We start from the raw sequence: 26695 nt of genomic DNA, 5'->3' as shown, positions 1-26695 counted from the left end.
CTCCAGTTCCCCGGCATTCAGGCATCGTCGTCGCGGTACAGCTCGAGCAACAGCAGCGAGCGCCCGCTGACCTGAAACTCGCTGCCAAAGTCATGATGCTCGCCTTTGCGCAATTGTGGTCGGTCGGTGTCGATCAGGCAGTTCCAGTATTCGCCCTCCGGCACCTCGGGCAGGGTGAAGGCGACCGCTTCGTGATGAGCGTTGACGATCAGCAGCAAGGTGGCATCGGCGCCGGGGCGCAGAATACCGCTGACCTGGGCACGGCCATCCATCAGCATGCCCAGGCAGCGCCCGTGGGCGTCTTGCCATTGCTCGACGCTCATCTCGCTGGCGTCCGGCGCCAGCCAGGTGACGTCCTTGACCCCGATCGCCTCATTGTAGTCACCGACCAGAAAACGCGAGCGGCGCAGCACCGGATAGGCCAGGCGCAGCTTGGTCAGGCGCTTGACGAACTTGAGCAGCGCCGCGCCATCGTCATCCAGTTCCCAGTTGACCCAGCCGATTTCGCTGTCCTGGCAGTAGGCATTGTTGTTGCCGTGCTGGGTACGGCTGAACTCGTCGCCAGCGACGATCATCGGCGTACCCTGGGCCAGCAGCAGGGTGGCGAAGAAGTTGCGCATCTGGCGCAGGCGCAGGGCCTTGATCCCGGGGTCGTCGGTGGGGCCTTCGACGCCATGGTTCCAGGACAGGTTGTTGTTGCTGCCATCCTGGTTGTCTTCGTCGTTGTCCAGGTTGTGCTTGTCGTTGTACGACACCAGGTCACGCAGGGTGAACCCGTCGTGGGCGGTGATGAAGTTGACCGAAGCATAGGGCCTGCGCCCGCGGCGGTTGAACAGCTCGCCGGAGGCGGTCATGCGCGCGGAGAAGTCGGCCAGTTGCCCTTCGTCGCCTTTCCAGAAGGCCCGCACGGTATCGCGAAAGCGGTCATTCCATTCCGCCCAGCCGGGGGCGAAGTTGCCCACCTGATAACCTCCCGGGCCGCAGTCCCAGGGTTCGGCGATCAGTTTGACCTGGCTGAGCAACGGGTCCTGACGACAGGCGACGAGGAAGCTGTGACGTTCGTCAAAGCCCTCGTGATAACGCCCGAGAATGGTCGCCAGGTCGAAGCGGAAACCGTCCACGTGCATCTCGCCGGCCCAGTAACGCAGCGAGTCGGTAACCAGTTGCAGCACGCAGGGGTGGCTGAGGTCGAGGGTGTTACCGGTGCCGGAATCGTTGATGTAAAAGCGTTTGTCGTCGGGCATCAGGCGGTAATAGGACGAGTTGTCGATGCCGCGCATGGACAGGGTCGGTCCTAGCTCGTTGCCCTCGGCAGTGTGGTTGTAGACCACGTCGAGAATCACCTCGAGGCCGGCGTCATGCAGGTGCGCGACCATCTCCTTGAACTCGGCGATCTTGCCATTGGCCAGGTAGCGCGGGTGTGGGGCAAAAAACGCAATGCTGTTATAGCCCCAGTAATTGTTCAGGCCTTTTTGCAGCAGGTGCTGGTCGTTGACGAAGGCATGAATCGGCAGCAGCTCGATCGACGATACCCCGAGCTGCTTGATATGGCCGAGCAACTCGTCGCACATCAGCCCGGCAAAGGTACCGCGGTTGGCCTCCGGCACCGCCGGGTGGCGCATGCTGATGCCGCGCACATGGGCTTCGTAGAGGATGGTGCGCTCCCAGGGGATGCCCACGCGCTGGTCGCGGCCCCAGGTGTAGGCCGGATCGATGACCTTGCACTTGGGTACGAACGGCGCGCTGTCGCGCTCATCGAAGCTGAGGTCGCCATCGGGGTGGCCGATGGTGTAGCCGAACAGTGCTTCGGACCATTTCAGGCTACCGACCAGTTGCTTGGCGTAGGGGTCGATCAGCAGCTTGTTGGGATTGAAGCGGTGGCCGTTTTCCGGGGCGTACGGGCCGTGTACCCGGTAGCCGTAGATTTGCCCGGGGTGGGCGTCGGGCAGGTAGCCGTGGAAGATCTCATCGGTGTATTCCGGCAGCTCGATACGTTCGAGCTCGACCTCGCCGCTGGCATCGAACAGGCACAGCTCGACCTTGGTGGCGTTGGCCGAGAACAGCGCGAAGTTGACCCCCAGCCCATCCCAGGTAGCCCCCAGGGGGAAGGGCAGGCCTTCGCGGATGCGCGAGGGTTCGAGGTGAACTTCGGCGGTAGGCTTGGCTTTGCGGATGGTCATTTGTGCTCCTTGATGAGGCTGGGACTGCTCTGCAGCCCATCGCCGGCAAGCCGGCTCCCACAGGATTCGGTGCAAGCAGCCCCTGTGGGAGCTGGCTTGCCAGCGATGCTTTCAACGGCTTAAGCCACCGGTGGCTTCTTGGCTGCCCTGGGCTTTTTCGGCGCCGCCGCCGCGCTGGCCGGTTTGGCCTTGCTGGTGCTGGCCGCCGGCGCCTTGGCTGGCTTGCGTGGCGTCACCTTGGGTGCCAGCGCTTCGGCTTCGGCGAGCTTGCGCGCCATCGCCCAGTGCCGCTCTTCCTGGCCTTCGGGCTTACCTTCCGACTCCCAGATCTGATAGGCGAATTCACGGATACGTTTTTCTTCGACACTCATCTCTACGCTCCTGAGGACTTAAGTATGTTCAACGAACAGATTGACCGGAAACTCCTTGAGTGCAGTGCTCAGCCACAGCTCCTTTGAGGCTGTGACTGCGCCCGTGGCAAAAAGTCCCGAGCAAGTGGCAGGCGACAAGGCAAACGGCAGGATCAGCCGGGTATCGTCCCAGTTCTGTGCCGGGATCAGGGGGATCGGGGACTGTGCAAGCAAGCCCCAGGCCAGGCGCGGCACGACGACAATGGCGCGCTCGCCAGCCGTCACGCGGGCAAACGCCAGGACCCGGTCGGCGTGTCTGCCGCGCACTTCGAGCGGCAGGTACTGACCGCGCAGGAACAGCTGCGGGTATTGTTGACGCCACTCCAGCACCTGGTTGATCAGCGCCTGTTTGATCCGGCCGCTGCGCCAGTCCTGCAGCCGCTGCGCCGTTGTGGTGCCGTCCACCAGCGCCTGACGGCGGCTGGCAAAATCCACCGGGCGGCGGTTGTCGGGGTCGACCAGGCTGAAATCCCAGAATTCGTTGCCCTGGTACAGGTCGGGCACGCCTGGCGCGGTCATGCGCAGCAGGCACTGCGCCAGGCTGTTGAGGGCGCCCGGGCAAGCGATCGCCTGCGCCGCCTCGGCCAGTGAGTGCCGCAACTGCTGGCTGGCGCGCTCCAGCAACAGGGTGTCGATGAAGTCCAGGCAAGCCCGCTCATAGGCCTCGTTGGGTGCGCTCCAGCTGCTGCGCAACTTGGCCTCGCGCAGGGCCTTGCGCTGCCACTGGCACAAGCGTTGGGCATAGGCTTCGAGCGCCGTCGGATCGTTCTCGTCCAGGTCCAGCGGCCAACTCCCGAGCAGGGTCTGGTACAGCAGCAGTTCATCAGCGGCGCCCGGTGCCTCGCCGTCGGCCAGCGTGCTGCGCAAGGGACTGGCAAGTTCACGCCAGTGTTCGACCCGGCTGGCAAACCAGCTGCTGCGTTCGCTGAGCACCGCCAGGCGCGCACGGGTGTCTTCACCGCGTTTGTGGTCATGGGTGGCGGTGGCCAGCAGGTTGTCCGGGAACTGCTCCAGGCGCACAAGACAATGCTGATGGAAGTCTTCGATCGGCGCACTGAAACGCTCGGCATCAAAGCCGACATCGTTACGCGACAGCAGCAGCGCCGAGCGGTAGAAGGCGGTGTCTTCCACGGCCTTGGCGGCCGTGGGTGAAGTCAGCTGCTGAAAGCGTACGCAGGCATGGCGCAGGTGCTTGCGCGGGCGTCCTGGCGGCAAGCGGCACCAGGGTTCACCACCGAGCCAACGTTGCAGGTAATCGAGCACCGGCCAGTCGGCCTCGCTCAGGCACTGGCGGGCACCGCGCATGGCCTGCTGGAAGAACGCTTCGTCTTCTGCGGGACGGCCGCAAGCATTGATGTAGGTGCGGTACACCGGATAGTGCTCGATCAGTGCCTGCAGGGCACGGCGAATGGCGCCGAAGGTCAGGTCGCGGCTCATCAGGTCGTCACGGGCAACCTGCAACAATGCCTGGGACACCGATTCGAAATCGCCGGCCAGGCTGGCGCTGAGGATCTGCTGGCGAGCCAGGCGCACTTCCTCGGTAAACTCCGGGCGGTCGCTCACCGCGCTCCACAGCGCTGCCAGTTCGCCTTCGCCGTCCGGGTCGTGCTGCAACAGCGAGACCTGGTTCATGAATTCGTAGCCGGTGGTGCCGTCGACTTGCCAGTCGCGGTGCAACTGCTCGTCGGCACCGAGGATCTTCTCGACAAAAATCGGAAAGTGCTCCAGCGCCGCCTCAAGCGGGCGCTGGGCCAGCAGCCCGTCCACCCGGCGGCGCAGCTTGCGGCAGTAGCCACGGGGGTCGGCCAGACCGTCAATGTGGTCAACCCGCAGGCCGTCGACCAGGCCGCGGCCGATCAGCTCGAACACCTTGCTGTGGGTGGCCTCGAACACCGCCGCACGCTCCACCCGCAGGCCGCCCAGCTCATTGACGTCGAAGAAGCGTCGCCAGTTGATATCGTCGCCGGCGGTGCGCCAGCTGGCCAGGCGATAGGGCTGGCGTTCGAGCAGGGCGTGCAGGCGCTTGAAGCCTTCAGGCGTACGACTGTCGAACGCAGTGAACACATCGTCCAGAGGCTGCTGCCGGGCCACTGCTGCCAGCTCAGCCAGCAGTGGCCTGGCCCGCAGCGGCGCATCGGCACCGCTGCGCAAACCACTCAAGCGTGTACCCAGCTCCTGCAGGGCGGCGCCGCCGTTGGTGAGAATCACCCCATAATCTGCGGGGCAGATCGGAAAACGGTGTTCGTGGTGCTGGATATGAAACTGGCCCGTAGCGGCATCGAACCGCAGGGGGATTTCTCCGGCCTGTAGCACCGCACCGTAGTCACTGGCCAAAAACGGCAGCAACAGCTGGCCTTCGAGCAACGGGTCCGGCGAGTGCCACTGGATGTCGAAGAATTCGGCATAACGGCTGCGCCGGCCCCAGGCCAGCAGGTCCTGCCACCAGGGATTGTCGCTGCCGACAGCCATATGGTTGGAGACCATGTCGAGGATCAGCCCCATGCCATGCAGGCGTAGCGCTGCCACCAGCCGCTCCAGCGCCGCTTCGCCGCCCAGCTCCGGGCTGACCTGGCCGGGGTCGACCACATCGTAGCCATGACGCGAGCCGGGGCGGGCGCGCAGCAGCGGCGAGGCGTACAGGTGGCTGATACCTAAGCGGGCGAAGTAGGGCACCAGAGGCACGGCATCGTCGAGGCTGAAGTCGGCATGAAACTGCAGGCGCAGGGTCGCCGTCAGGGCTTTCATCGGTCACGCTCCCAGGCTTGTTCGCGGGCTTGCGCCAGCAGCTCCAGGCGCCGCGCCGCGTCCTCGTCGTCGAGCAGGCCGGTAGCGGTCAGGGCAAAACGCCGGCGCCAGTTCGGGTGGCTGTCGGTGGTGCCCGGCAGGTTGGGTTGCTCGTCGATGCCCAGCAGGTCTTCCAGCGGCACCAGCACCAGCGGCGCGCGGGTATGGCCGAGGTAGCGGATGCTGGCATCGATCAGGGCGTCGCTGTCTTGCAGGGGCTGGCCGTAGTTCTGCTCAAGGATCCGCCGCAGGCCCTGGCGTTCGTGTTGGCGCGTTTCGCGCCAGTGGCGTTCGGTGATGCCGTCGATCAGGGTCAGGCGCTGGTTCCAGTCGATATCGCGCGCCTGCAGCCAGCCGGCCAACGGCGGCAAGTCATGGGTGCTGGTGGTGGCCAGGGCACTGTCGGGCCAGTCGAGGATGGGTTTGAAATGGCCGGGCGGGTCCTGTTCGAACAACAGTACGCGCATACCAAGGATCGCCCGTGCGGCGAGCTTTTCGCGCAGGCCGTCGGGCACGGTGCCCAGGTCTTCGCCGAGGACGATGGCCTGGTGGCGCACCGACTCAAGGCTCAGCAGGCGCAGCAGATCATCGAGCGGGTAATGCAAATAGGCGCCTTCGGCCGGGGTGGCGCCTTGGGGAATCAGCCACAGGCGTTGCAGGCCCATCACGTGGTCGATGCGCAAGCCGCCAGCATGGGCGAAGTTGGCCCGCAGCATTTCGATAAAGGCGCGGTAGCCGTTGCGCCGCAGACCTTCGGGCGAGAACGCGCAGATGCCCCAGTTCTGCCCGGCGCGATTGAGGATGTCGGGCGGGGCACCGACGTTGAGGCCGGCCAGCAGCTCGTCCTGGCGGCTCCAGGCCTGGCTGCCGGCGCCGTCGGCCCCCACCGCCAGATCGGCGATCAGGCCGATGCTCATGCCATTGCTGCGTGCCGCATCCTGGGCGCGCTGCAGGCTGCGTTCGATCAACCATTGGCAAAAGGCGTGAAACTCCACCTCTTCGCTGTGCTGGCGGGCGAACGCACTCACCTCCGGGCTGTGCGGGTCGTGCCAGGCGGCGGGCCAGTCGCGCCAGTCCTGGCCGATATCGCGCTTGAGCGCGTGTTCCAGCAGCACCTCGAAACGGCAATGACGTTCAAGGGCGGGACCTGCGTGCTGGCGATAGCTGTCGAAATCGGCGAACAACGGGTGCTCGGCGGCGATAAAGTCGCGATACAGCGCCCGCAGCAGGCGCTGGCGGAACGACGCTGCCTGGGGCCAGTCGATCAGCGGCAGCTGTTCAAGCTGCTCCAGTGGGCCATGCAACTGACAGGCTTCAATGGCCATGCGCACGGCGCGATCACCGAGCAGCGCCGCGGGGCTGGCATAGAGGCTGTTGAGAAACAGCCGGCTGGACGGCGAGTAAGGGCTGTAGCGCTGGGTGTCGCTGGCGAACATGGCGTGCAGGGGGCTGATCGCCAGGGCATCGGCACCGCGCTCGGCGGCGCTGCGTACCAGCGCTTCGAGGGCCAGGCAGTCACCATAGCCACCGTCGTCGGGGCGACGCAGGCTGTACAGCTGGGCACTCAGGCCCCAGCAGCGCGGCGTCGGTGTGTCGAGGGCATCGGCAATGCTGTAGCAGCGTGCCGGTGCTACGGCCAGGGTAAAGTGCTGCCGGTCGATTTGCACCTGGTGATAGCCGATGGGCAACCCGGCGGGAAGCCTGGCCTGAGCGTCCAATTGCAGCAACTGTTCGCTGCCATCCTCAAGCTGCACCCGGCAATCCATCGCGGCAGGGAAATAGCCGGACAGCTCAAGTGCCAGGTCCTGGTCGACCGTCAACAGCGGCGGCAGGTGGCGGGCATCGTGGGCGCTGAGCAGGGCCTGGATGCTGACTTCGATCGCTTCAGCGCTGCCTGCCGGGTGGCCAAGCCCTGCCAGAACCCGTTGCAGCGCCGGGTCGTTGACTCGCTGGGCACGGCCATTGGCGTCGATCCAGTCCACTGCCAGGCCTGCCAGTTCGGCCAGTTGCTGCAAGCGTGGGTCAGTCATGGGCAGGCTCCGCTGGGGTGGTCGGCGTCAGGCTGACCAGGGTGGTGTAAGGCGGTAGTTGTGTAGTGCCGACACTGGCCTGGCTGCAGGTGAACAGCCGCGAAGGGCCATCGGGAAGATCGGCAAGTTGCGCAGTCGGGCCCAGGTTCAGGTCGATACGCAGCTCGCCACCCTGCTGTAATTGCCAGCGCACACTCAGGGCCTGTGGCCCCAGTACATGTGCGCCGAGGGCATGGATACCCGGCAGGTGCGGGACGATGTGCCGGGCGCGCAGAGCCAGCAGCTGCCGGTAGAACTGTAGCCAGGGTCGCTGGCGCGATTCAGGCGGGCGTGGCCGTGAGGCGTTAAAGGTATTGATGGCGTTGGGGTCGGGAATGCGTGCCCGGGTGGCTGCGTCCTGGAAGGCGGCAAAGCCGGCAAATTCGGCCCGTCGCCCTTCGCGCACGGCGTCGGCAAGTTCGTCGTGATGGTCGGTGAAAAATACGAAAGGTTGCTCGCAGCCCCATTCATCGCCCATGAACAACAGCGGGATCATCGGCGACATCAACAACAGGGTGGTGGCTGCCCGCAAGGCCTGTGGCGGACACAGCTGGTTCAGGCGCTCACCGAACGCGCGGTTGCCGATCTGGTCGTGGTTCTGCAGGAACAGCACGAAGGCTGTGGGCGGCAAGTGCCCGCTGGGCTCGCCGCGGGGACGGCCGTTGCGGTCGGGTTGGCCCTGGAAGACAAAGCCCTGGCTCAGGCAGCGCGCCAGCTTCTCGATGGTCGACTCGCTGTAGTCGGCGTAATACGCCTCCTGTTCGCCGGTGAGCAGCACGTGCAGGGCGTTGTGACCGTCGTCGTTCCACTGCGCATCGAAGCCCTGTTCAAGCAGGTGCGCCTGGTTGTGTTCGTTCTCAAGGTTCAGCCATACCTGACGCCCCGGGGTGATCTGGCTGCGCACCCGGCGCGCCAGTTCGGCGAGAAAGTCCGGATCGTCGATGGCATGCACGGCGTCCAGGCGCAAGCCATCGACGCGGTAGTCCTGCAGCCACATCAGGGCGTTCTCGATAAAGAAATCGCGCACCTGGCGGCGGCGAAAATCGATCGCCGCGCCCCAGGGGGTCTGGCGATCCTCACGGAAAAACCCGCTGGCGTAGCGGCCGAGGTAATTGCCATCCGGGCCGAAGTGGTTGTAGACCACATCCAGCACGATCATCAGGCCATGCCCGTGCGCCTGGTCAATCAGTTGGCGCAGCTGGTCCGGGGTGCCATAGCTGTGCTGCGGGGCGAATGGCAGCACGCCGTCATAGCCCCAGTTGCGATTCCCGGGGAGCTGCCCGATCGGCATCAGTTCGATCGCGGTAATACCCAGCTCGGCCAGGGCCGGCAAGCGCTCGATGACCCCGGTATAGCCGCCGCACAGGCCGACGTGCAGCTCATAGATGACCGCTTCGTGCCAGGGGCGGCCGTGCCAGTTCGGATGTTGCCAGCGGTAGGCCGCCTGGTCCACCAGCTCGCTGGGGCCGTGCACGCCTTCGGGCTGGTAGCGCGATGCCGGGTCGGCGACCGTCTGCTCAGCGTCAATCCGGTAGCGGTACCGGCTACCGGCCTTGCAGGCGAGGCGGCCGACGAACCAGCCGTCGGCCTGTGCCTGCAAAGGTTCACGCGGGCCCGCTTCGAACTCGACTTCAACCCGTTGCGCGTCCGGTGCCCAGAGGGCAAACCGGGCGCTGCTACTGTCCAGCATCGCGGCCCCGTGGGTCGCTTGTTCCTGTGACCTCAAGGGCATACCTGCCACCTCGCGTCAGCGTGGGGTTACACGGGCGTTTTCAACCAATTCCTCGTAGAGACGGGCATAAGGCTCGACGGCCTGGCACCAGTTGAAGGGTTGGGTCATGGCCAGGCAACGCATGGCGTTGAGCAGGTTCTGCTTGCCGTACACGTAAAACGCCCGGCTCAGGGCTTCGCGGTAGCTGTCGACAGTGGACTCATCGAACAGAAAACCGGTGACGCCGTTCTCGATGGTGTCGGCCAGGCCCCCGGTGTTGCGTGCCACCGGCAGCGAACCGAAGCGCTGGGCATACATCTGGCTCAGGCCGCAGGGTTCGTAGCGAGATGGCATCAAGAGGAAATCGCTGCCGGCGAACATGCGCCGGGCATCGGTTTCGTTGAAGCCGATGCGCACGCCGATCTGCCCGGGATAGCGCAGGGCGAGTTCGCTCATGGCTTGCTCTTCTTCTGGCTCGCCGCGGCCGATGATCGCGATCTGGCCGCCTTGGCGAACAATGTAGTCGGCCACCCCCAGCGTCAGGTCCAGGCCTTTCTGGTACACCAGGCGCGAGACCACGGCGAACAGCGGCCCGGTCGAGGGCTGCAGCTCGAACAGCGCGCGGACCTGCCGGGCGTTGACGGCTTTGCCCTCCCAGTCGTTGAGGCTGAAGGGGTGGGCCAGGTGCGGGTCGCTGGCCGAGTCCCAGCTTTCGTCGATGCCGTTGGGAATGCCGCTGAGCAGGCCTTGCTGAGCCTTGCTGGCTAGAAAGCCATCCAGCCCGCAGCCGAACGACGGCGTGGTGATCTCTCGGGCGTAGGTGGCGCTGACCGTGGTGATGTGGCTGGAATAGGCAAGGCCGGCCTTGAGGAACGACAGCTTGCCGTAGAATTCCATGCCTTCCTGCTGCAGGGCATGGTTGGGAATCGCCAGCTCCGGGCAGCAGGCGCGGCTGACCACGCCCTGGTAGGCCAAGTTGTGAATGGTGAACAGGGTCGGGGTCTGCAGGCCGCGCCAGTGCATGTAGGCCGGGGCCAGGCCGGCGGGCCAGTCGTGGGCGTGGACCAGGTCGGGCTTCCAGTGGACCATGCCTTCACCGGCAGCGATTTCCGCGGCGGCCAGGCCCAGGCGGGCGAAGCGGATATGGTTGTCGGGCCAGTCGCGGCCGTTGTTGGCACCGTAGGGGGTGCCTTCACGCTGGTACAACTCGGGACAGATCAGCACGTAGATCACCAGGCCGTCGGCCAGGTCCATGCGGCCGATCTTGCATGGCGGCAGCGCTGCGTGGCCGCCCAGTTCGCCGACCAGGTGGATCGGGTTGTCGCTCTCCAGCACTTGCGGGTAACCGGGGATCAGCACCCGCACATCGTGCAAGTGGCGCATGGCTCGCGGCAATGCCGCCGAGACATCGCCCAGGCCGCCGGTCTTGACCAGGTCGGCGATTTCCGAGGTAACGAACAACACTTTGCGCTTCTTCGATGAACGTCTGGGGTCAGCACCCAGTGCCTTGGCTGTCGGCGTGAAATCCGCTCCAAGCGACTCACGCGTATCCGGGGTGAAATGCTCTACATGAGGTTCGACAGCGGCACTGATCATACTTCTCTCCGTCCCTATGTTGTGCGGGCGTGGGCGCCCGTTGTTGTTTCTCTGCTGATACTTCTCTCTATAAGTGGTCTTGCCTTGCATTCCATGCCCCGAAGCCAAGCGCACAAGCGCTACGCAAGCCGGCGTCCTGCCGACGGCGTGGTGACGATATGGGATGGGTGGGCCGCGTCCGTTGAAGCGGAATCGATGGCCTACTTAGTTCCTGACCTACCGCGATTCCAGAAGTTTCGACTAATTTCAGTCGAGTTTTCCGGGCGATGTCTGGCCGAATACCGAGTGTAGGAGAGATATCGTGAAATATGTGACCCGCTGGTCACTTTTGCTGGCGGGAAAACCTGCAGCATTTGTACCGCAGGTCATGGCGCAAATTCAGCCGCGCGGCAACAGCGAGGAATGGTGGCTGCTGATCAGCCACTGCTGGCCATTCCAACGATAGAGGCGGCGCCGTCAGGCGCGAGCGGGCACCTGGCCGTCCTGCGCTTGCTGCAGCAGCAGGTTGAGCCGGGCGACTTGTTGTTGCAACTGGTCGCGTTCTTCTTTGAGGCGACGCAACTCGTCGCGGTGAACCGTCACGTAGAGGGTCTGGGCAGGCATTTTCGGCAGAAGGGTTCCCATTGCACACCTCGCATAGGGTGGGTCGTTTTTCTAACAGCGTAGCTGCTTGATCGGCGGCGATTCTGAATTCTTTTGTCGGTCATGGGAACTTTTTTGTTTCTGGGTGTCTTGCCGTTCGTCGCTGAACCAAGTGGGCGATGGCTGGACTAACCTTGAAGGCCTGAACCGGCATTTTTCATTCCAGGGGAGCATCGCACATGCAATTGGGAATCGTGGGGCTGGGCCGCATGGGCGGCAATATTGCACGGCGCTTGATGCGTGGCGGGCACCGGATGGTGGTGCATGACCGTGATCGCCAGGCGGTGGAAACCCTGGTCAAGGAAGGTGCCAATGGCGCCCACGACCTTGGCGCACTGGTGGGCAAGCTGGAGAAACCACGCGCGGTGTGGGTGATGTTGCCGGCCGGTGAGCCGACCGAGCAGACCATTGCGCAACTGGCCGACCTGCTGGATGCCGACGATGTGATCATCGATGGCGGCAACACCTTCTACAGGGACGATATGCGCCGTGCCGCCGAGCTGGGCACGCGCAACCTGCACTATATCGACGTCGGCACCTCGGGCGGTGTCTGGGGCCTGGAACGGGGCTACTGCATGATGATCGGCGGCGAAAAGGCCGTGGTCGATCGTCTCGATCCGCTGTTCGCAACCCTCGCCCCCGGGGTCGGTGAGATTCCTCGCACCCGGGGCCGCCAGGGCCCGGCCGAGCGTGCCGAGCAAGGCTATATCCATGCCGGTCCTGCAGGTGCCGGACACTACGTGAAGATGATCCACAACGGCATCGAGTACGGCCTGATGCAGGCCTATGCCGAAGGTTTCGACCTGCTCAAGAGCAAGGGCAGCGATGCCTTGCCGGCCGAGCAGCGCTTTGACCTGAACCTGGCCGAAATCGCTGAAGTCTGGCGCCGTGGCAGCGTGGTCACCTCCTGGCTGCTCGACCTCACCGCCGATGCCCTGGTGGCCGATCCGCAACTGGGTGGCTACAGTGGCTCTGTGGCCGACAGCGGCGAAGGGCGCTGGACCATCGATGCGGCGGTGGAGCAGGCGGTGCCGGTGCCGGTGTTGTCCAGCGCCCTGTTCGCCCGCTTTCGTTCGCGCCAGCAGCAGGGCACCTATGCCGACCGCATGCTGTCGGCCATGCGCTTCGGCTTTGGTGGTCATGTCGAGAAGAACGCCGAATGAGCAAAACACAAATCGAAGCGGCCCCGCCTTGCAACCTGTTCCTGTTTGGCGCCAACGGCGACCTGGTCAAACGCCTGTTGATGCCGGCGCTGTACAACCTGAGCCGCGACGGCTTGCTCGACAAGGGCCTGCGGATCATCGGCGTCGACCATAACGCCGCCACCGACCGTGAATTCGCCGCGCGCCTGGAAGCCTTCATGTGCGAGCGCGACAAGGCCAGTGAAGGCGCCAGCAAGTGCCTGGATGACAAGCTCTGGGCGCGCCTGGCCAAGCGCATCGGCTACCTGACCGGCGACTTTCTCGACGAAGCCACCTACCAGGCCATCGCCGAACGCATCCGCAGCAACCCCAGTGCCAACGCGGTGTTCTACCTGGCCACCTCGCCGCGCTTTTTCAGCGAAGTGGTGCAGCGCCTGGGCGCCGCCGGCCTGCTCGACGAAACCGATGGCTTTCGCCGGGTGGTGGTGGAAAAACCCTTCGGCTCGGACCTGGCCAGTGCCGAAGCGCTCAACGCCTGCCTGCTCAAGGTCATGAGCGAAAAGCAGATCTATCGCATCGACCACTATCTGGGCAAAGAGACGGTGCAGAACATCCTCGTCAGCCGCTTTTCCAACGGCCTGTTCGAAGCGTTCTGGAACAACCACTACATCGATCATGTGCAGATTACCGCTGCCGAAACCGTCGGCGTCGAAAGCCGCGGCGCCTTCTACGACAATACCGGCGCATTACGGGACATGGTGCCCAACCACTTGTTCCAGTTACTGGCCATGGTCGCCATGGAGCCGCCGGCAGCCTTTGGCGCCGATGCGGTCCGAAGCGAGAAAGCCAAGGTCATCGGCGCGATCCGGCCCTGGTCGAAAAACATGGCCCTGAAGCACTCGGTGCGCGGCCAGTACACGGCGGGCAAGCAGGGGCGCAAGAACGTGCCCGGTTACCGCGAAGAGCCGCGGGTCGAGCCCGACAGCAACACCGAAACCTTCGTCGCGCTCAAGGTGATGATCGACAATTGGCGCTGGGTCGGCGTGCCGTTCTACCTGCGCACCGGCAAGCGCATGAGCGTGCGCGATACCGAGATTGCCATCTGCTTCAAGCCAGCGCCCTATGCCCAGTTTCGTGACACCGAGGTCGAGCGGCTCAAGCCCAACTACCTGAAGATCCAGATCCAGCCCAACGAAGGCATGTGGTTCGACCTGCAGGCCAAGCGCCCGGGCCCGGCCCTGGCCATGGAGAACGTCGAGCTGGGTTTTGCCTACAAGGACTTTTTCAAGATGCAGCCGTCCACGGGCTACGAGACGCTGATCTACGATTGCCTGACCGGCGACCAGACGTTGTTCCAGCGCGCCGACAACATCGAGAACGGCTGGCGCGCAGTGCAACCGTTTCTCGATGCCTGGAAGGAGGGCGGCGAGGTGCAGCCCTATGCCGCCGGCGAAAATGGCCCGACGGCGGCGGATGAGTTGCTGGCCCGGGACCGGAGGGTCTGGCACCGCATCGGGTGAAACCCATCGCGGGACAAGCCCGCTCCTACAACCAGTAAGTCACCGCCCACCACCCCAGCCCACCCATGACCACGGTGTAGGGCAGCGCCATCCACACCATCCGCCCATACGACAGGCGAATCAGCGGGGCGATCGCCGAAGTCAGCAGGAACAGGAACGCCGCCTGGCCATTGGGCGTGGCCACGCTTGGCAGGTTGGTGCCGGTATTGATCGCCACCGCCAGGGTCTCGAAGTGCTCGCGACTCATGCCACCGTTGACAAACGCCTGCTTGACCTCGGTGATATAGATGGTGGCAACGAACACGTTGTCGCTGATCGCCGACAACAGGCCGTTGGCGATAAACAGCATGCCCGGCTGCTGATCCGCCGGCAGCGCCAGCACCCACTGGATCAGCGGGGTAAACAGCTGCTGCTGGTGAATCACCGCCACCACGGCAAAGAACACCACCAGCAGCGAAGTAAACGGCATGGCGTCCTGGAACGCGCGGCCCAGGCGGTGTTCGTCGGTGATGCCGGTAAAGGCGGTGATCAACACGATCACCAGCAGGCCGATCAGGCCGACTTCGGCCACATGCAGGCCCAGGCCGATGATCAGGATCAGCGCCGCCAGGCCTTGCACCACTAAGGCGGCACGTTGATGAGTCGTGCGCTGGGCGTCGTCTTCGGCGGCATAGGCGGCCAGCACTTGGCGCACGTTGTCCGGCAGCAGGGTGCCATAGCCGAACCAGCGCAGTTTCTCCAGCAGTACGCAGGTCACCAGGCCGGCGGCCAGCACCGGCAGCGACACCGGCGCAACCTTGAGGAAGAACTCGGCGAAGTGCCAGCCCATCTCGTGGCCGATCAGCAGGTTCTGCGGTTCACCCACCAGGGTGCACACACCGCCCAGGGCCGTACCGACGGCGCCATGCATCAGCAGGCTGCGCAAAAAGGCGCGGAACTGCTGCAGGTCGTCACGGTGCAGGTGAGCGATCTGCTGGTCGCTGTCCAGGTCCGAGTCTTCCCGCGGGTTGCCGCCGGAAGCGACCCGGTGATACACCGAGTAGAAGCCCACCGCCGCGCTGATGATCACCGCCGTGACCGTCAGGGCATCGAGAAACGCCGAGAGAAACGCCGAGAGAAAGCAGAAGAGCAAGGCCAGCAGGGTCTTGGACTTTACCCCGAGCAGGATGCGCGAAAACACGAACAGCAGCAGGTCTTTCATGAAGTAGATGCCGGCGACCATGAACATCAGCAGCAGGATCACCGGAAAGTTGTGCTGCAGCTCTTCATACAGCGCTTGCGGCGTGGTCATGCCCAGCAGCAGGGCTTCGACCATCAGCAGGCCGCCGGGCATCAGCGGGTAGCACTTGAGCGCCATGCCGAGGGTAAAGATGAACTCGATCACCAGCACCCAGCCGGCCACCACCGGGCCAAGGGTGAACAGCAGCAGGGGATTGAGCAGCAGGAACAGGCACAAGGTGGCCTTGTACCAGCGCGGCGACTGCCCGAGAAAATTGTGGGCCAGGGCGCCGGCCAGGGAGCGGGACATGAAAATGTATCCTTATGATTCAACAGCTGGGCAAAGTGCCGCATGTGCGAAAGGAGATCAAGGTAAAAGTCCCGGTTTTGGCACAAGCGCGGCCTTGGCGCCGACGGCCACCTTGTTATAGTCCTGCGATCAACCTCGCCGCCATCAAGGAAAGCACCGTGACTGACTACCAAGCGTTCAAGGTCGAACTGATTCACCACATCGCCCACGTGCAGATCAACCGCCCGGAAAAGTACAACGCCATGAACGCGGCGTTCTGGAGCGAAATCGTCGAGATCTTCCGCTGGATCGATGAAACCGACGAAGTGCGCGCGGTGGTGATCAGCGGCGCGGGCAAGCATTTCTCCGCGGGTATCGACCTGATGCTGCTGGCCTCGGTGGCCAACGAGCTGGGCAAGGACGTCGGCCGCAACGCACGCCTGCTGCGCCGGACCATCCTGCGCATGCAAGCGTCGTTCAATGCCGTGGACAACTGCCGCAAGCCGGTGCTGGCGGCGATTCAGGGCTATTGCATCGGCGGCGCCATCGACCTGGTCTCGGCCTGTGACATGCGCTACTGCAGCAGTGACGCGCAGTTCTCGATCAAGGAGGTCGACATGGGCATGGCCGCCGACGTCGGCACCCTGCAGCGCCTGCCACGGATCATCGGCGACGGCATCATGCGCGAGCTGGCCTACACCGGGCGCAATGTCGCGGCTGACGAAGCCCTGCGCATCGGCCTGGTCAACCGGGTGTTCGACACGAATGAGGCGCTGCTTGACGGAGTCTTTGCCATTGCCGCTGAAATTGCGGGAAAATCGCCGCTTGCCGTGGCCGGCACCAAGCACATGATCAGCTACATGCGCGATCACCGCATCGACGATGGCCTGGAGTACATCGCCACCTGGAACGCCGCCATGCTGCAGTCCACCGATCTGCGGGTGGCGGTTGCCGCCCACATGAGCAAACAGAAACCCGAGTTCGCCGACTGACGCCCGGCGGCGAACCCCCGCAAGGAACCGCACGATGTCAGCGCGCTGGATCACCGCAGTACTGGATACGAACATCAGCGGCGGCTGGGCAGTAGCCCGCAGCAGCGAAGGGTTCCTGGTCGATGACAATGGTGCGCTGTTCCCGCGCGACTGGCTCAGGCGTCAGGAACTGGACGTACTGTGCGAGCACGGCATTGGCCATTTCGATGGCCAGCCGGTGTTCCTTCTCGAGCTGCGCAGCCCGCAGGCGGTAGCGGGCTGCAGCTGGCGCGGCTTGCGTCAGTTCATGCTCGAAGGCGACTTCGATACCTACAAGATCCTTGGCTACGCCGCGCAGATCGGCACCTGGGCCCGCGAGCACCGCTTCTGCGGCAGCTGCGGCCAGCCCATGGCGCAGATCCACTGGGAGCGGGCCATGTACTGCGCGCCGTGCGAGCTGCGCAGCTACCCACGCATCTCGCCGAGCATGATCGTGCTGGTCACCCGTGGCGATGAAATCCTCCTGGCCCGTTCTCCACGCTTTGTCACCGGCGTGTACAGCACCTTGGCCGGCTTTGCCGAGCCGGGTGAGTCGGCTGAGGATTGCCTGGTGCGCGAGGTGCGCGAAGAGGTGGCGATCGAGGTGCAGAACATCCAGTATGTCGGTAGCCAGTGCTGGCCGTTCCCGCATTCGATGATGCTCGGCTTTCATGCCGAGTACGCCGGCGGCGAGATCATCATGCAAGCGGACGAGATCGAGGACGCCCAGTGGTTCCGGGTCGACGCGCTGCCGCCGTTGCCGGCGGGGCGCTCGATTGCCCGTTACCTGATCGACTTGTACGTGGCGCGGCGCTTGGGGTTGCAGGAGCCGGTGCTGCTCAGCTGACACAAGCTGACAGGGAAAGTATTCCCTCTAGGTGCCTGGACCCTATCAGAAGAAACTGCCCGACTTTACTAACCAGCCGGGAAAGATCGTCGTGGAGTTGAATCCAGCAGCCAGCAGCTACAGTCATTCTGTTGACCTTCAGGCAGAGTCGCCGGGCGCTTATGAACTACGCGAGCAGCTGGAGCAGGCTTGCGTGGCGTTGGGCGAGGGCCGGGGTTCACGTCCCGAGGCCTATCAAAATCTATTGGCGTTTCTGGCGGCAAGTATCAGCGAAACGCAAATGTCGTCAGAACAGCAGGCGCTGGCTGAGCAGATACTGTATCAGGCAGGGCTCTCTGGCACTGACGCCAACCCCTTCGAACTGCTACCCCGACTTCTGCCCCGTAACGTGTCGGCACCTGCGCAGGAGGGGGCGCCTGAACATCAGCTTGGGGTGGCGGTATTTGAGGACAGCGATCTGGGGGCGTGCGTGTATTTCGATCGTACCGGCGGCGCGGACGCGTTCTCGGGTGCAGATGCCCTGTTGGAGAGCTTCCCCTGGGAGCTTGAAGTCCGCCCATCGCCACCGGGTAATCCATTCAGCGCACTGCTTGATATCCCGGTCCAGCGCCTGGAGCGGCGCAATGCGGTAATTATTGAAAGTGGCCGCCTTCTGCTGGGCCCTGATGAGGGGTGGGGAGCGATTGAGCGAAAAGGCCAGGACAACATGCTTGCTGAGCTGACGCAGCTTGCACAGGCTTTCAGAATGGACGAGCGACAACTCAAGGCCGCTGTGCCGGAGTTTCTGCTTGATGCACAAAGCGAGTGGCAAGGGTTCTTCAGAGAGGAGCATCCCACGCGTTTTCGCGAGCATGACGCAGTCTTCAACGAACGCTTTGAAGACCTTGAAGCAGCCCAGCCCCATCTGGAGGACGGGCTGTACCGTTTTTATATCGAGCAGTTGAGCTGTGACAAGGCCAAAGACGAGATCGACGTGTTCAAACAGTTGGTGATCGATCATTTCGCCGGTGTCGAAATTACCCGCCTTTGATCCAGCGCCTGCCTATTGCATTCAATGGGCGGGCGCAGGGCTTACACCTGCCCGAACCAATGCTGCCACGCTAGACGCACGGTCAATGCCAGCACCACGGTGATGAACACCGGGCGGATGAACTTGCTGCCGCCGCTGATGGCGGTGCGCGCGCCGAAAAATGCGCCGACCATCAGCGCCGAGCCCATCGACAGACCGACCAGCCAGTCGACCTGGCCGGAGAAGATGAACACCGACAGGGCTGCAGCGTTGCTGACGAAGTTCATGCTGCGCGCCACGCCGCTGGCCTTGACCAGGTCGATGGGGTAGAGCAGCAGCGTGCTGACGGTCCAGAATGCCCCGGTGCCGGGGCCGGCCACGCCGTCATAGAAGCCCAGGGTGAAGCCCTGGGGGATCTGCCACTTCTTTTTCACCGGTGCGTCGGCGTCCAGCGGCGCCTTGGGCGTGCCGCCGAACAGCAGGTACACGCCGCAGAGGAAGACGATCACCGGCAGCATCTTGTTCAGCCATTCGGCTGGCAGGTAGTGGGCCACCACCGCGCCAATCAAGGCGCCGATAAACGTGCCGACCAGGGCGTGGCGCCATTGCGCCGGATGGAACAGCTTGCGCCGGTAATAGGTGAAGCCGGCGGTGGCCGAGCCGAAGGTCGAGCTGAGCTTGTTGGTGCCCAGCACCAGGTGCGGTGGCATGCCGGCGGTGAGCAGGGCGGGGGTGGTGAGCAGGCCGCCGCCTCCGGCAATGGCATCGATGAAGCCGGCAACGAAAGCGACGGCGGCAAGAATCGCGAGGGTGGTGAGGTCTACGCTGAGTTCGAAAGGCATGGTCTGGGCTTAATCGACTGGGCGCAGAAGGGCTGCGCCGAAGGGTCGATATGGTAATGGAGATCGAGGCCGTCTGTCAGGCGCCTCATCGATCCTGAAGGCAGCCGCGAACGTGTGGGAGCGGGACTTGCCCGCGATCGAGCGCGAAGCGGTCGTAGGCTGCAATGGCCTCATCGCTGGCAAGCCAGCTCCCACACGGTACTCAGGACAAAAACCCACCATCGACATTCAACGCCACACCGGTGGTATAGCTCGACGCATCACTGGCCAGGTACAGCACCGCGCCGGCCATCTCCTTCGGATCGGCCACGCGCTTGAGCGGGATCTGCTGCAGGGCGGTGTTGAGGATCGCATCGTTCTTGACCAGCGCCGAGGCGAACTTGGTGTCGGTCAGGCCCGGCAGCAGGGCGTTGCAGCGGATACCGAACGGCGCGCATTCCTTGGCGAAGACCTTGGTCATGTTGATCACCGCCGCCTTGGTCACCGAGTAGATACCCTGGAAGATCCCCGGCGACACGCCGTTGATCGAGGCGACGTTGATGATGCTGCCGCCACCGTTGTCGCGCATCAGCTTGCCGGCTTCCACCGACATGAAGAAATAACCGCGGATGTTGACGTCGACGGTCTTCTGGAAGGCGCCAAGATCAGTGTCCAGCACATTGCAGAACTGCGGGTTGGTGGCAGCGTTGTTGACCAGGATGTCCAGGCGCCCGAACTGCTCGCGAATGCCGGCGAAGACTTGGCCGATCTGCTCCATCTCACCGATATGGCAGGCAACCGCAGTGGCCTTGCCACCGGCGGCGATGATTGCATCGGCAACCTGCTGGCAGCCCTCTAGCTTGCGGCTGGAGACGATCACGTGGGCGCCTTGCTGGGCCAGCAGGTGGGCGATGGCTTCGCCGATGCCGCGACTGGCGCCGGAAACGAAGGCGACTTTGCCGTCGAGGTCGAACAGGTGAGTCTTGGACATGGTCTTTTCCTTGTTGTAGTCGTCAGAGTGGGGACTTGGCGATGACCTGCAGGCTCATGTGCTCCAGCAGCTTGTTCATGTGAATGAACTGGGCGAAGCGCTTGTCCTGGGTCTGGCCGTGGAAGAACCGGTAGTAGATCTGCTGGACAATGCCGGCCAGGCGGAACAGGCCGTAGGTGTAATAGAAGTCATAGTTGTCGATTTTGATGCCGGCGCGTTCAGCGTAGTAGTCGACGAACTGCTGGCGGGTCAGCATGCCCGGGGCATTGCTCGGTTGGCGGCGCATCAGTTGCACCGGCGCCGGGTCGTCGGCTTGAATCCAGTAGGCCAGGGTGTTGCCCAGGTCCATCAGCGGGTCGCCGAGGGTGGTCATTTCCCAGTCGAGCACACCGATGATGCGCATGGGGTTGTCGGCATCGAGGATGACGTTGTCGAAGCGATAGTCGTTGTGCACGATCGCAGGCTTGGGGTGATCGGCGGGCATCTTCTCGCGCAGCCAGGCGATGACCTTTTCCCATCGTGGCGCATCCGCGGTCAGGGCTTTTTCGTAGCGGCTGGCCCAGCCTTCGATCTGGCGTTGCACATAGCCTTCGGGTTTACCCAGGTCACCCAGGCCGCAAGCGTTGTAGTCCACCTGGTGGAGTTCGACCATGCGCTCGATGAAGCTCTTGCACAGCGCCTCGGTACGCTGCGCATCCAGGCCCAGCTCCGGTGGCAGGTCCGAGCGCAGGATGATGCCCTTGACCCGGTCCATGACGTAGAACTCACCGCCGATCAGCGCCTCGTCGGTGCAGTGCACGTAAGCCTTGGGGCAGTAGGGGAAACCGCTGTTGAGCTGGTTGAGGATGCGAAACTCGCGGCCCATGTCATGGGCGGATTTGGCCTTGTGGCCAAAGGGTGGCCGACGCAGTACGAACTCGCGCCCGGGGTACTGCACCAGATAGGTCAGGTTCGAGGCGCCGCCAGGGAACTGGCTGATGCTCGGTGAGCCGCTCAGGCCCGGGATGTGCGCCTTCAGATAAGGGTCGATCACCGCAGCGTCGAGTTCTTCGCCGGGGCGGACCTGGGTGGACTGGTCGGTGAGCGTCATTCGTTTCCCTTATGATCGGTGGGGCGGATCATTGGCAATTTAATAGGTTGCCCATCCCCTAACAAGCGTTGCCCAGCTGTTATAGACCGCTGTGTTGCGCTGCGATCACTGTGCCTGATGTGCCTGCGCCGCCATGACCGGCAAGGCTACATATATCTAACGCACCGAAGCGGGCGGGTTGAATTCAACTGGCCTATCCCAAACCGCTGGAGTGACGTACACCATGACATCCTCTCACCCTAACGTCGCCTTTCTACAGGCGCGCGTCCCCTCCTGGATCGCGCGGCTCAAACGCTCGGAGCTGGCGGCCATGCTGCCCGACAGTGCAACCTCCAGCCAGCCGCAATGGTTGCGCAGCGCCTCCCGGCCAATGCGCAACGCCTTGCATGCCAGCCAGGCCCGCAGCCATGCTTCGCGCCACGAAGCTGCCCGGGCCTTCGCCGACCTGCAAAGCGCCTATGAATTTTGCGAACCTGTACTTGAAAACTGGCTCCAGACCCGCTTCAACGTGACTGTTGATATCCTCGAGGCCCGTTTTGTGAGGCGCACCGCCGGCTTTCGAATTTCCAGCGTTTCGCTGTTCGAGGCAGCGTTGAAGAACTTCAGCCGCGATGAACTGATCGCGCTGGCAAGCGACAAGACCAGCGTGCTGACCGCAACCGACAGTGAAGCTCCCTATCCTGACCTGCTCTCGATCTCTGCGGCTGATTTCGCTGAGGGTTGTCGCGAGCTGGACTTGGGCAAACGCTATCAGGAACACCTGGAAAACGTGTTGCTCATGGGCGGCGACAAGGATGTTCTGCGCAGCAAGAAAAAGACCGCTATGCGCGACCTGATGGAGGTGCAAGCCAACATTGCCCGTATCAGGGACGATCTCGACGAACAGGGGTATGCAACGGTGCGGGCGTTGCTGAGACAGTCCGCTGACGCACCGGCCGATGCGCCCCTGAAAGTTGCCTTGGCCCAGGGCAATGTTTTCGACGCCAGCCTGTGTACCCGTCTGGCGCTGTTCGGTGTGGCGTTGACGCAGATCGTGATCATAGCGCCTGCCACAGTCGACTCGACTGAGATTGTCCCCTGCATTGTCTACATCCCGGGCGATCCGCTGCATCCGTTCAAGCAGTATGCATCGCTCGAGGCCTTCAAGACTGACCTGATCAGTCGACTGGCGGATCGGGGGTTTCGGCGGTTTCTCGCCAGCTTTGCCACAATCAAGGAACGGCCAGGTTTTCTTGACCTGCTGGTGGACCCGCAAAGTCTGCGCCGTGCCCAGCATTGGCAGCAGGTTGACGTACGCCGCGAGCTGTTCGATGTGCTCTATAACGAAAGCGTTCAGTACATCAAGGATCAGTCTCGTGCGCTGGTGGTGAGCAGTCAGGACTGTGATGAGATGCTTCGTGGTGATCTGGACGCAGGCTACAACACCACTTTGGCGGTTCTGGGGGGCGCGACGCTGTTCATGCCCGTGATGGGGGTAGCCTTCACTGTCGTTCTGGCGGCAAAACTGCTGGCGAGATTCTTCCATGGCGCCGATCACTGGAATGTAAGGGTGCAGGAGACCGGGCAAGCTTTCTTGCGCGCGATCTTGCTCAACGCCGCGATTGCCGATGGCGAAGAAGAGGATGAGCTGACGGTGCCTTCAGCCATGGCCCGCCTGGTTGTGGTACGCCTGGACGATGGCCGTGAACAGCTATGGCATCCCGACCTGTTGCCTTATGCGCAGGACGTGCGCTGGAAGAACCAGTTGGCGCCGAACCGTCAGAACGGAATCTATGATGCCGACGGTAAACAGTGGGTACGGATCGACAACGATATCTACCAGGTCGAGAAAGACACCGAACTGGATAAATGGCGAATCCTGTCGCCCAGGGACCCGTCGTTGTTCCGCCCGGTGCTGGAACATAATGGTCAGGGCGCCTGGCACCATGTGATGGAGCAACCGCAACGCTGGAGCAAAGCGACCTTGCTGCGCCGCCTGGGAACTGTCGTTGAGCGGTTCGCAGCAGCAGAACTGCAACTGCTTGGCGACATCAGCGGCGTGACGATCGATGAACTGCGTCAGGTTTTCCGAGACGACCTGCCACTACCTATCGTGCTGCACGAAACGCTGTTGCGCCTTGCCGCGGATCGTCAGGTGCTGGGTTTGATCAGCCGGGCTCGCCGGGGAAGCCTGCTGGCTGAGGACTACTCGCCCGTCGTGCAAATTCTGGTGAAGCTGCCGAACTGGCCACCTGGTAAAACCATAGAGCTCTATGACAGCGTCGAGTATTGGGGGGCGCCGTTGCAAGTGCACGGTGATGGCCAAGAAGGGGTAGAGCCCTTGAAGGTGTCTCGCGCTGATCTGCAGCATAATCGCCTGATCGACCGGGTAGTCGAGGTGCTGGCGGATGCGCCACGGCGTCGACGTGACCTGAGCGACGACGAGGAAGAACCGCAGGAGGGTAACGCATCCCGGTGGGCTTCAGTGTGCGCCGACCTGGCGAACGGCCTGGAGCGCGTGCGTCGAGCCCTTTTCGAACAGTTCTACCACCATTCTGCGCCCTCCTTGCTGGATGTACCGGTGGATGACGAGCAGGTACTGATGACCTTGCAGCGACTGTTCCCCGGCTTGACCCGGTCGGTAGCGGCGCAGGTGCTACGTACGGTGGATGTACGCGAGCGAGCACTTTGGCAAGCCAGACAAGAGCCATCCATGGAATTGACCGAGCGTGTGGTGGAAGTCTCGCGCCGTGTTCGGCTGAGTCAGGCTTTCACCGACTTCGAGCTTGGCTATCTGCACAACGAAGACACCCAGCGACTGGCATTGAACCTCCTGGAGCATCTACCCGGCTGGCCTGGGCAATTGCGCCTGGAGTTACGTGAGTCCACCCGCACTGGCCGCCTGGTAGCGAGCGTGGGCGAGGTAAGCGCTACCAACAGCCGTGTGCTGGTGCGCACCGAACAGAACTGGCACCTGTATGACGCCGGCGGCCTGGGCCTTGGTACCACCAGCAGCGCACGCTATGGGTTTTTTGCCGGCCTGTTCGCCGCCTTGCCGGCACTCACGAGAAACGCCTTGCCGACCTCCATGGCCAGTGCCGAAGCGTTGCGCCGCAGGCTGCGTGACCTGGCGACCGAGCAGCCGGAGCGCGCGCGCAGGCTGCTGGGGATCGCGGCACCGCCGCGCTGGCTTGAAGCCAGTCTGCCGGCTGTGGCGGGGCGCCGGGCCTACCCGGGCCATAGCGTGGTCAACAGGTTGTTCGGCTCGCGCACACTGCAACAGCGCCTGGAGGCCATGTTCGTCGACGACACGCCCGAGCAGATCGCCGTGCGGCTTGAACGCCTGGCCGGCAGTCAGGAGCAGAGTGAACAAGCCGTGGCAGCGCTTGAGCGAGCATCGATTGCATTCAGCGTTTCACTGGACAACTGGGTAGAGGGCCGTGCATTCGATATCGTGCTGCACGGGCATGACCAGCATTACTGGGTGAGGAGTCAGCAACGCCAGCAAATTGCCCAACTGCTTAGCGCTGCGTGGCGCTTGCGCGCGGTCGACAACCGGGTGATCAGGCTGCCATCGGGCGGCATCCAGTTGCGTCTGAGCGGGCTGGCGCTCGACAGCCTGCCAGTATTGAACGGCGAGCTGGCGGGGGTGGAGATTCTGGTGCTCAGCGCCCTGGACATCACCAGCATTCCCGATGGATTTCTGCGGGCGTTTCCCAATCTGCGCGACCTGCAGATCGAAGGTATTGCGCTGCAATCCTTGCCCACCGACATCGGTCAGTTGCCGGCGCTGGAGTATCTGCTCCTTACCTGTCCGGGTATGAGCCCCGAAGCCTTGGCGCCATTGCGTCACTCAACCAGTCTTACAGCGTTGTACATCGAGTTTGCCACACCTGCCCCGACGCTCTGGACCACGGAGCATCTTGCGGCACTGGCTGCCATCGATACCCTCAGGGAGTTGTCCATTTTTGCCAGTCAGGCCCGGTTCGAAGCTGGGGCATTGGCGTCGTTGGCGCAGTTGCACCGACTAATGCTGATCAACAACCAGATCACCCTCGACGCCGACACCGTGGGCCAGTGGCAGGGTTTGACCCGCCTGCAGCACCTTGACCTCTCCGGCAACCCTCTGGGGAGGGCGCCTCAGCTGGGCAGCCTGACGGGGCTGCAGCGACTGCGCCTGGACCAGACCGGGATCACCGAGTGGCCGCAGGGCCTGGAAACCTTGCCCTCGTTGACCCTGGTATCGCTGCTGGGTAACCGTTTCACACAAGTCCCGGCGGGGGCTGGGCGGGTGCCGGGATTGAGGCTGACGCTGCCGTACCTGCCGCAGGCTGAACGCGCCAGGGTGGAGGGGGAAATGATCGCAGCGGGCAACCCCCATCGTGCGATGGAGTGGGCGCAGCACGAACCGGTCATGAACCTGGTCGAAGGTGGTAATGCTTTGCAAAGAGTCAATTGGCAGATCATGCGCGAGAATCAGGGCGTTGGCATGCGTCTGCTCTTCGATGTCCTTGAACGCATGAGTCGTACCGAGTCCGCCTGGCTCAACCGCGATGCATTCTTGCAAACAGTGCATTCTCTGTTTGACCAGATGTATGAGCGGCAGGTGCTGCGCGAAGCGATTGGTAGAGCCGTGGTGCTCTACACCAACGAGGCGCGTGATGACTTCTACATCCTTGACCAGGTGCTGGAGTACGCGCAGGCGCAACGAGCCATCCAGCAGAGGGGGGACGCACGCAGCGTATTGATCACTCAAGGGCGTTTGCGCGGCCGCTCGCGCGCCTTGTTTCGTTACGTCGAGGCGCATTTTCATGAGTGGCGCCAGCCTGGGCGGGCAATCGAACAGTACGAGGTGTTCGAGGACTTTCACTTCAGGTTGGCCCAGCGCTTGCCGATGACCCTGCCATTGCTGGGGCGGGCGATTCGCACCCCCCACGACTGGATCACAGAGACCCACTTGCAAGCGGCGCTGGATGCGGTGTCGAGCAGCGAAGCCCGTGAACTGGGCAATTGGCTTCGCACTGAAGGCTACTGGGCCGGCTACCTGCGAGCGGTGTTTGCAGAGCGTTATGGGTTGCTCAATGAGCGCGCACGAATGGCCAGGGATTACCTCAATGCGCTGGCTGAAGGGCGCGAGCAACCAGAGGCGCCGGACGATGAAGTGAGAGATCTGCTGGCGATGGCCATGCAAGTGCAGCCGGCATCGGTTGCGACGGTGGCTCATGATCCTGAGCGTATGACGCAATGGCGTGACAGGTTGGAGACCCTTGTCGGTCAGCAGCGTGCAGCGCTGTCTGTGACATTGACCGAGGAAGTCATCACACCGGTGGCGCCGGCCTGACACTGCGATGTACGGCAAAAAAAAAACCGAAGCCCAGGCTTCGGTT

Annotated in this window: 18 protein-coding genes; 7 read left to right on the top strand and 11 right to left on the bottom strand. The window is 63.3% G+C overall.

Going from position 1 to position 26695, the window contains the following annotated elements; translation table 11 throughout:
- Window positions 1–17: 17 nt before the first annotated feature.
- The 6 genes from glgX to glgA all read right to left on the bottom strand — a co-directional run bounded on the left by glgX (window position 18) and on the right by glgA (window position 10750).
- Window positions 18–2180: a glycogen debranching protein GlgX gene (gene glgX, locus LOY45_RS14830; protein WP_258577913.1), complete on the bottom strand. Its 2163-nt coding sequence runs from the start codon at window positions 2178–2180 to the stop codon at window positions 18–20.
- A 119-nt stretch (window positions 2181–2299) separates the two neighbouring features.
- Window positions 2300–2551: a DUF2934 domain-containing protein gene (locus LOY45_RS14825; protein ID WP_134065168.1), complete on the bottom strand. Its 252-nt coding sequence runs from the start codon at window positions 2549–2551 to the stop codon at window positions 2300–2302.
- Between the two features lie 18 nt (window positions 2552–2569).
- Window positions 2570–5335, bottom strand: a complete 2766-nt coding sequence (locus tag LOY45_RS14820) for a malto-oligosyltrehalose synthase (RefSeq protein WP_115086892.1) — start codon at window positions 5333–5335, stop codon at window positions 2570–2572.
- Complete coding sequence (gene malQ, locus LOY45_RS14815) at window positions 5332–7404, bottom strand: 4-alpha-glucanotransferase (protein WP_134065164.1); 2073 nt, start codon at window positions 7402–7404, stop codon at window positions 5332–5334. Before malQ ends, LOY45_RS14820 begins: the two co-directional genes overlap by 4 nt.
- Window positions 7397–9175, bottom strand: coding sequence for a malto-oligosyltrehalose trehalohydrolase (gene treZ / locus LOY45_RS14810; protein WP_258577912.1), 1779 nt, complete (start codon window positions 9173–9175; stop codon window positions 7397–7399). The genes malQ and treZ overlap by 8 nt, the downstream gene beginning before the upstream one ends.
- A gap of 15 nt (window positions 9176–9190) precedes the next feature.
- Window positions 9191–10750 carry a glycogen synthase GlgA gene (glgA, locus tag LOY45_RS14805; protein ID WP_258577911.1) on the bottom strand — a complete coding sequence of 520 codons (1560 nt, stop codon included), beginning with the start codon at window positions 10748–10750 and terminating at the stop codon, window positions 9191–9193.
- 301 nt (window positions 10751–11051) lie between these two features.
- Here glgA and LOY45_RS14800 point away from each other — a divergent pair, with 301 nt between their 5' ends.
- The gene (locus LOY45_RS14800) at window positions 11052–11195 is read left to right on the top strand and encodes a hypothetical protein (protein ID WP_166675758.1); all 144 of its coding nucleotides are present in this window, start codon (window positions 11052–11054) and stop codon (window positions 11193–11195) included.
- Window positions 11196–11206: 11 nt separating this feature from the next.
- On the opposite strand, the gene LOY45_RS14795 is transcribed toward LOY45_RS14800, so the two are convergent.
- On the bottom strand, window positions 11207–11374 hold the full coding sequence (locus tag LOY45_RS14795) for a DUF6026 family protein (RefSeq protein ID WP_166675757.1): 168 nt from the start codon (window positions 11372–11374) through the stop codon (window positions 11207–11209).
- 197 nt (window positions 11375–11571) lie between these two features.
- On the opposite strand from LOY45_RS14795, the gene gnd reads away from it, so the two are divergent.
- Window positions 11572–12555, top strand: a complete 984-nt coding sequence (gnd, locus tag LOY45_RS14790; protein WP_476261647.1) for a phosphogluconate dehydrogenase (NAD(+)-dependent, decarboxylating) — start codon at window positions 11572–11574, stop codon at window positions 12553–12555.
- Window positions 12552–14054 carry a glucose-6-phosphate dehydrogenase gene (gene zwf / locus LOY45_RS14785; protein WP_258577910.1) on the top strand — a complete coding sequence of 501 codons (1503 nt, stop codon included), beginning with the start codon at window positions 12552–12554 and terminating at the stop codon, window positions 14052–14054. Before gnd ends, zwf begins: the two co-directional genes overlap by 4 nt.
- 25 nt (window positions 14055–14079) lie before the next feature.
- Here zwf and nhaB read toward each other — a convergent pair whose 3' ends face one another.
- Window positions 14080–15582, bottom strand: a complete 1503-nt coding sequence (nhaB, locus tag LOY45_RS14780; protein WP_115086886.1) for a sodium/proton antiporter NhaB — start codon at window positions 15580–15582, stop codon at window positions 14080–14082.
- Between the two features lie 158 nt (window positions 15583–15740).
- On the opposite strand from nhaB, the gene LOY45_RS14775 reads away from it, so the two are divergent.
- From LOY45_RS14775 to LOY45_RS14765, 3 genes are read left to right on the top strand one after another with little or no spacing between them, the layout of a single operon-like run.
- Complete coding sequence (locus tag LOY45_RS14775) at window positions 15741–16553, top strand: crotonase/enoyl-CoA hydratase family protein (RefSeq protein WP_115087123.1); 813 nt, start codon at window positions 15741–15743, stop codon at window positions 16551–16553.
- A 34-nt stretch (window positions 16554–16587) separates the two neighbouring features.
- The gene (nudC, locus tag LOY45_RS14770; protein ID WP_115086885.1) at window positions 16588–17418 is read left to right on the top strand and encodes an NAD(+) diphosphatase; all 831 of its coding nucleotides are present in this window, start codon (window positions 16588–16590) and stop codon (window positions 17416–17418) included.
- Window positions 17419–17449: 31 nt separating this feature from the next.
- Window positions 17450–18448 (top strand): hypothetical protein, encoded by a 999-nt coding sequence (locus LOY45_RS14765; RefSeq protein WP_134065158.1) that lies wholly within the window; start codon window positions 17450–17452, stop codon window positions 18446–18448.
- A 41-nt stretch (window positions 18449–18489) separates the two neighbouring features.
- On the opposite strand, the gene LOY45_RS14760 is transcribed toward LOY45_RS14765, so the two are convergent.
- From LOY45_RS14760 to LOY45_RS14750, 3 genes are all read right to left on the bottom strand, one after another.
- Window positions 18490–19269, bottom strand: a complete 780-nt coding sequence (locus tag LOY45_RS14760) for a TSUP family transporter (protein WP_115086883.1) — start codon at window positions 19267–19269, stop codon at window positions 18490–18492.
- Window positions 19270–19471: 202 nt separating this feature from the next.
- Window positions 19472–20239, bottom strand: a complete 768-nt coding sequence (locus LOY45_RS14755) for an SDR family oxidoreductase (RefSeq protein ID WP_115086882.1) — start codon at window positions 20237–20239, stop codon at window positions 19472–19474.
- Between the two features lie 22 nt (window positions 20240–20261).
- Window positions 20262–21329, bottom strand: coding sequence for a phosphotransferase family protein (locus LOY45_RS14750; protein ID WP_115086881.1), 1068 nt, complete (start codon window positions 21327–21329; stop codon window positions 20262–20264).
- A gap of 223 nt (window positions 21330–21552) precedes the next feature.
- Between LOY45_RS14750 and LOY45_RS14745 the strand changes: the two genes are divergently transcribed.
- Window positions 21553–26649 carry a dermonecrotic toxin domain-containing protein gene (locus LOY45_RS14745; RefSeq protein ID WP_338106138.1) on the top strand — a complete coding sequence of 1699 codons (5097 nt, stop codon included), beginning with the start codon at window positions 21553–21555 and terminating at the stop codon, window positions 26647–26649.
- Window positions 26650–26695 lie beyond the last annotated feature (46 nt).

The organism is Pseudomonas wadenswilerensis, assembly GCF_024749185.1.
GTDB lineage: Bacteria > Pseudomonadota > Gammaproteobacteria > Pseudomonadales > Pseudomonadaceae > Aquipseudomonas > Aquipseudomonas wadenswilerensis.
The sequence above is the reverse complement of the archived record's forward strand: the minus strand, read 5'-3'. Positions and strand labels throughout refer to the sequence as shown.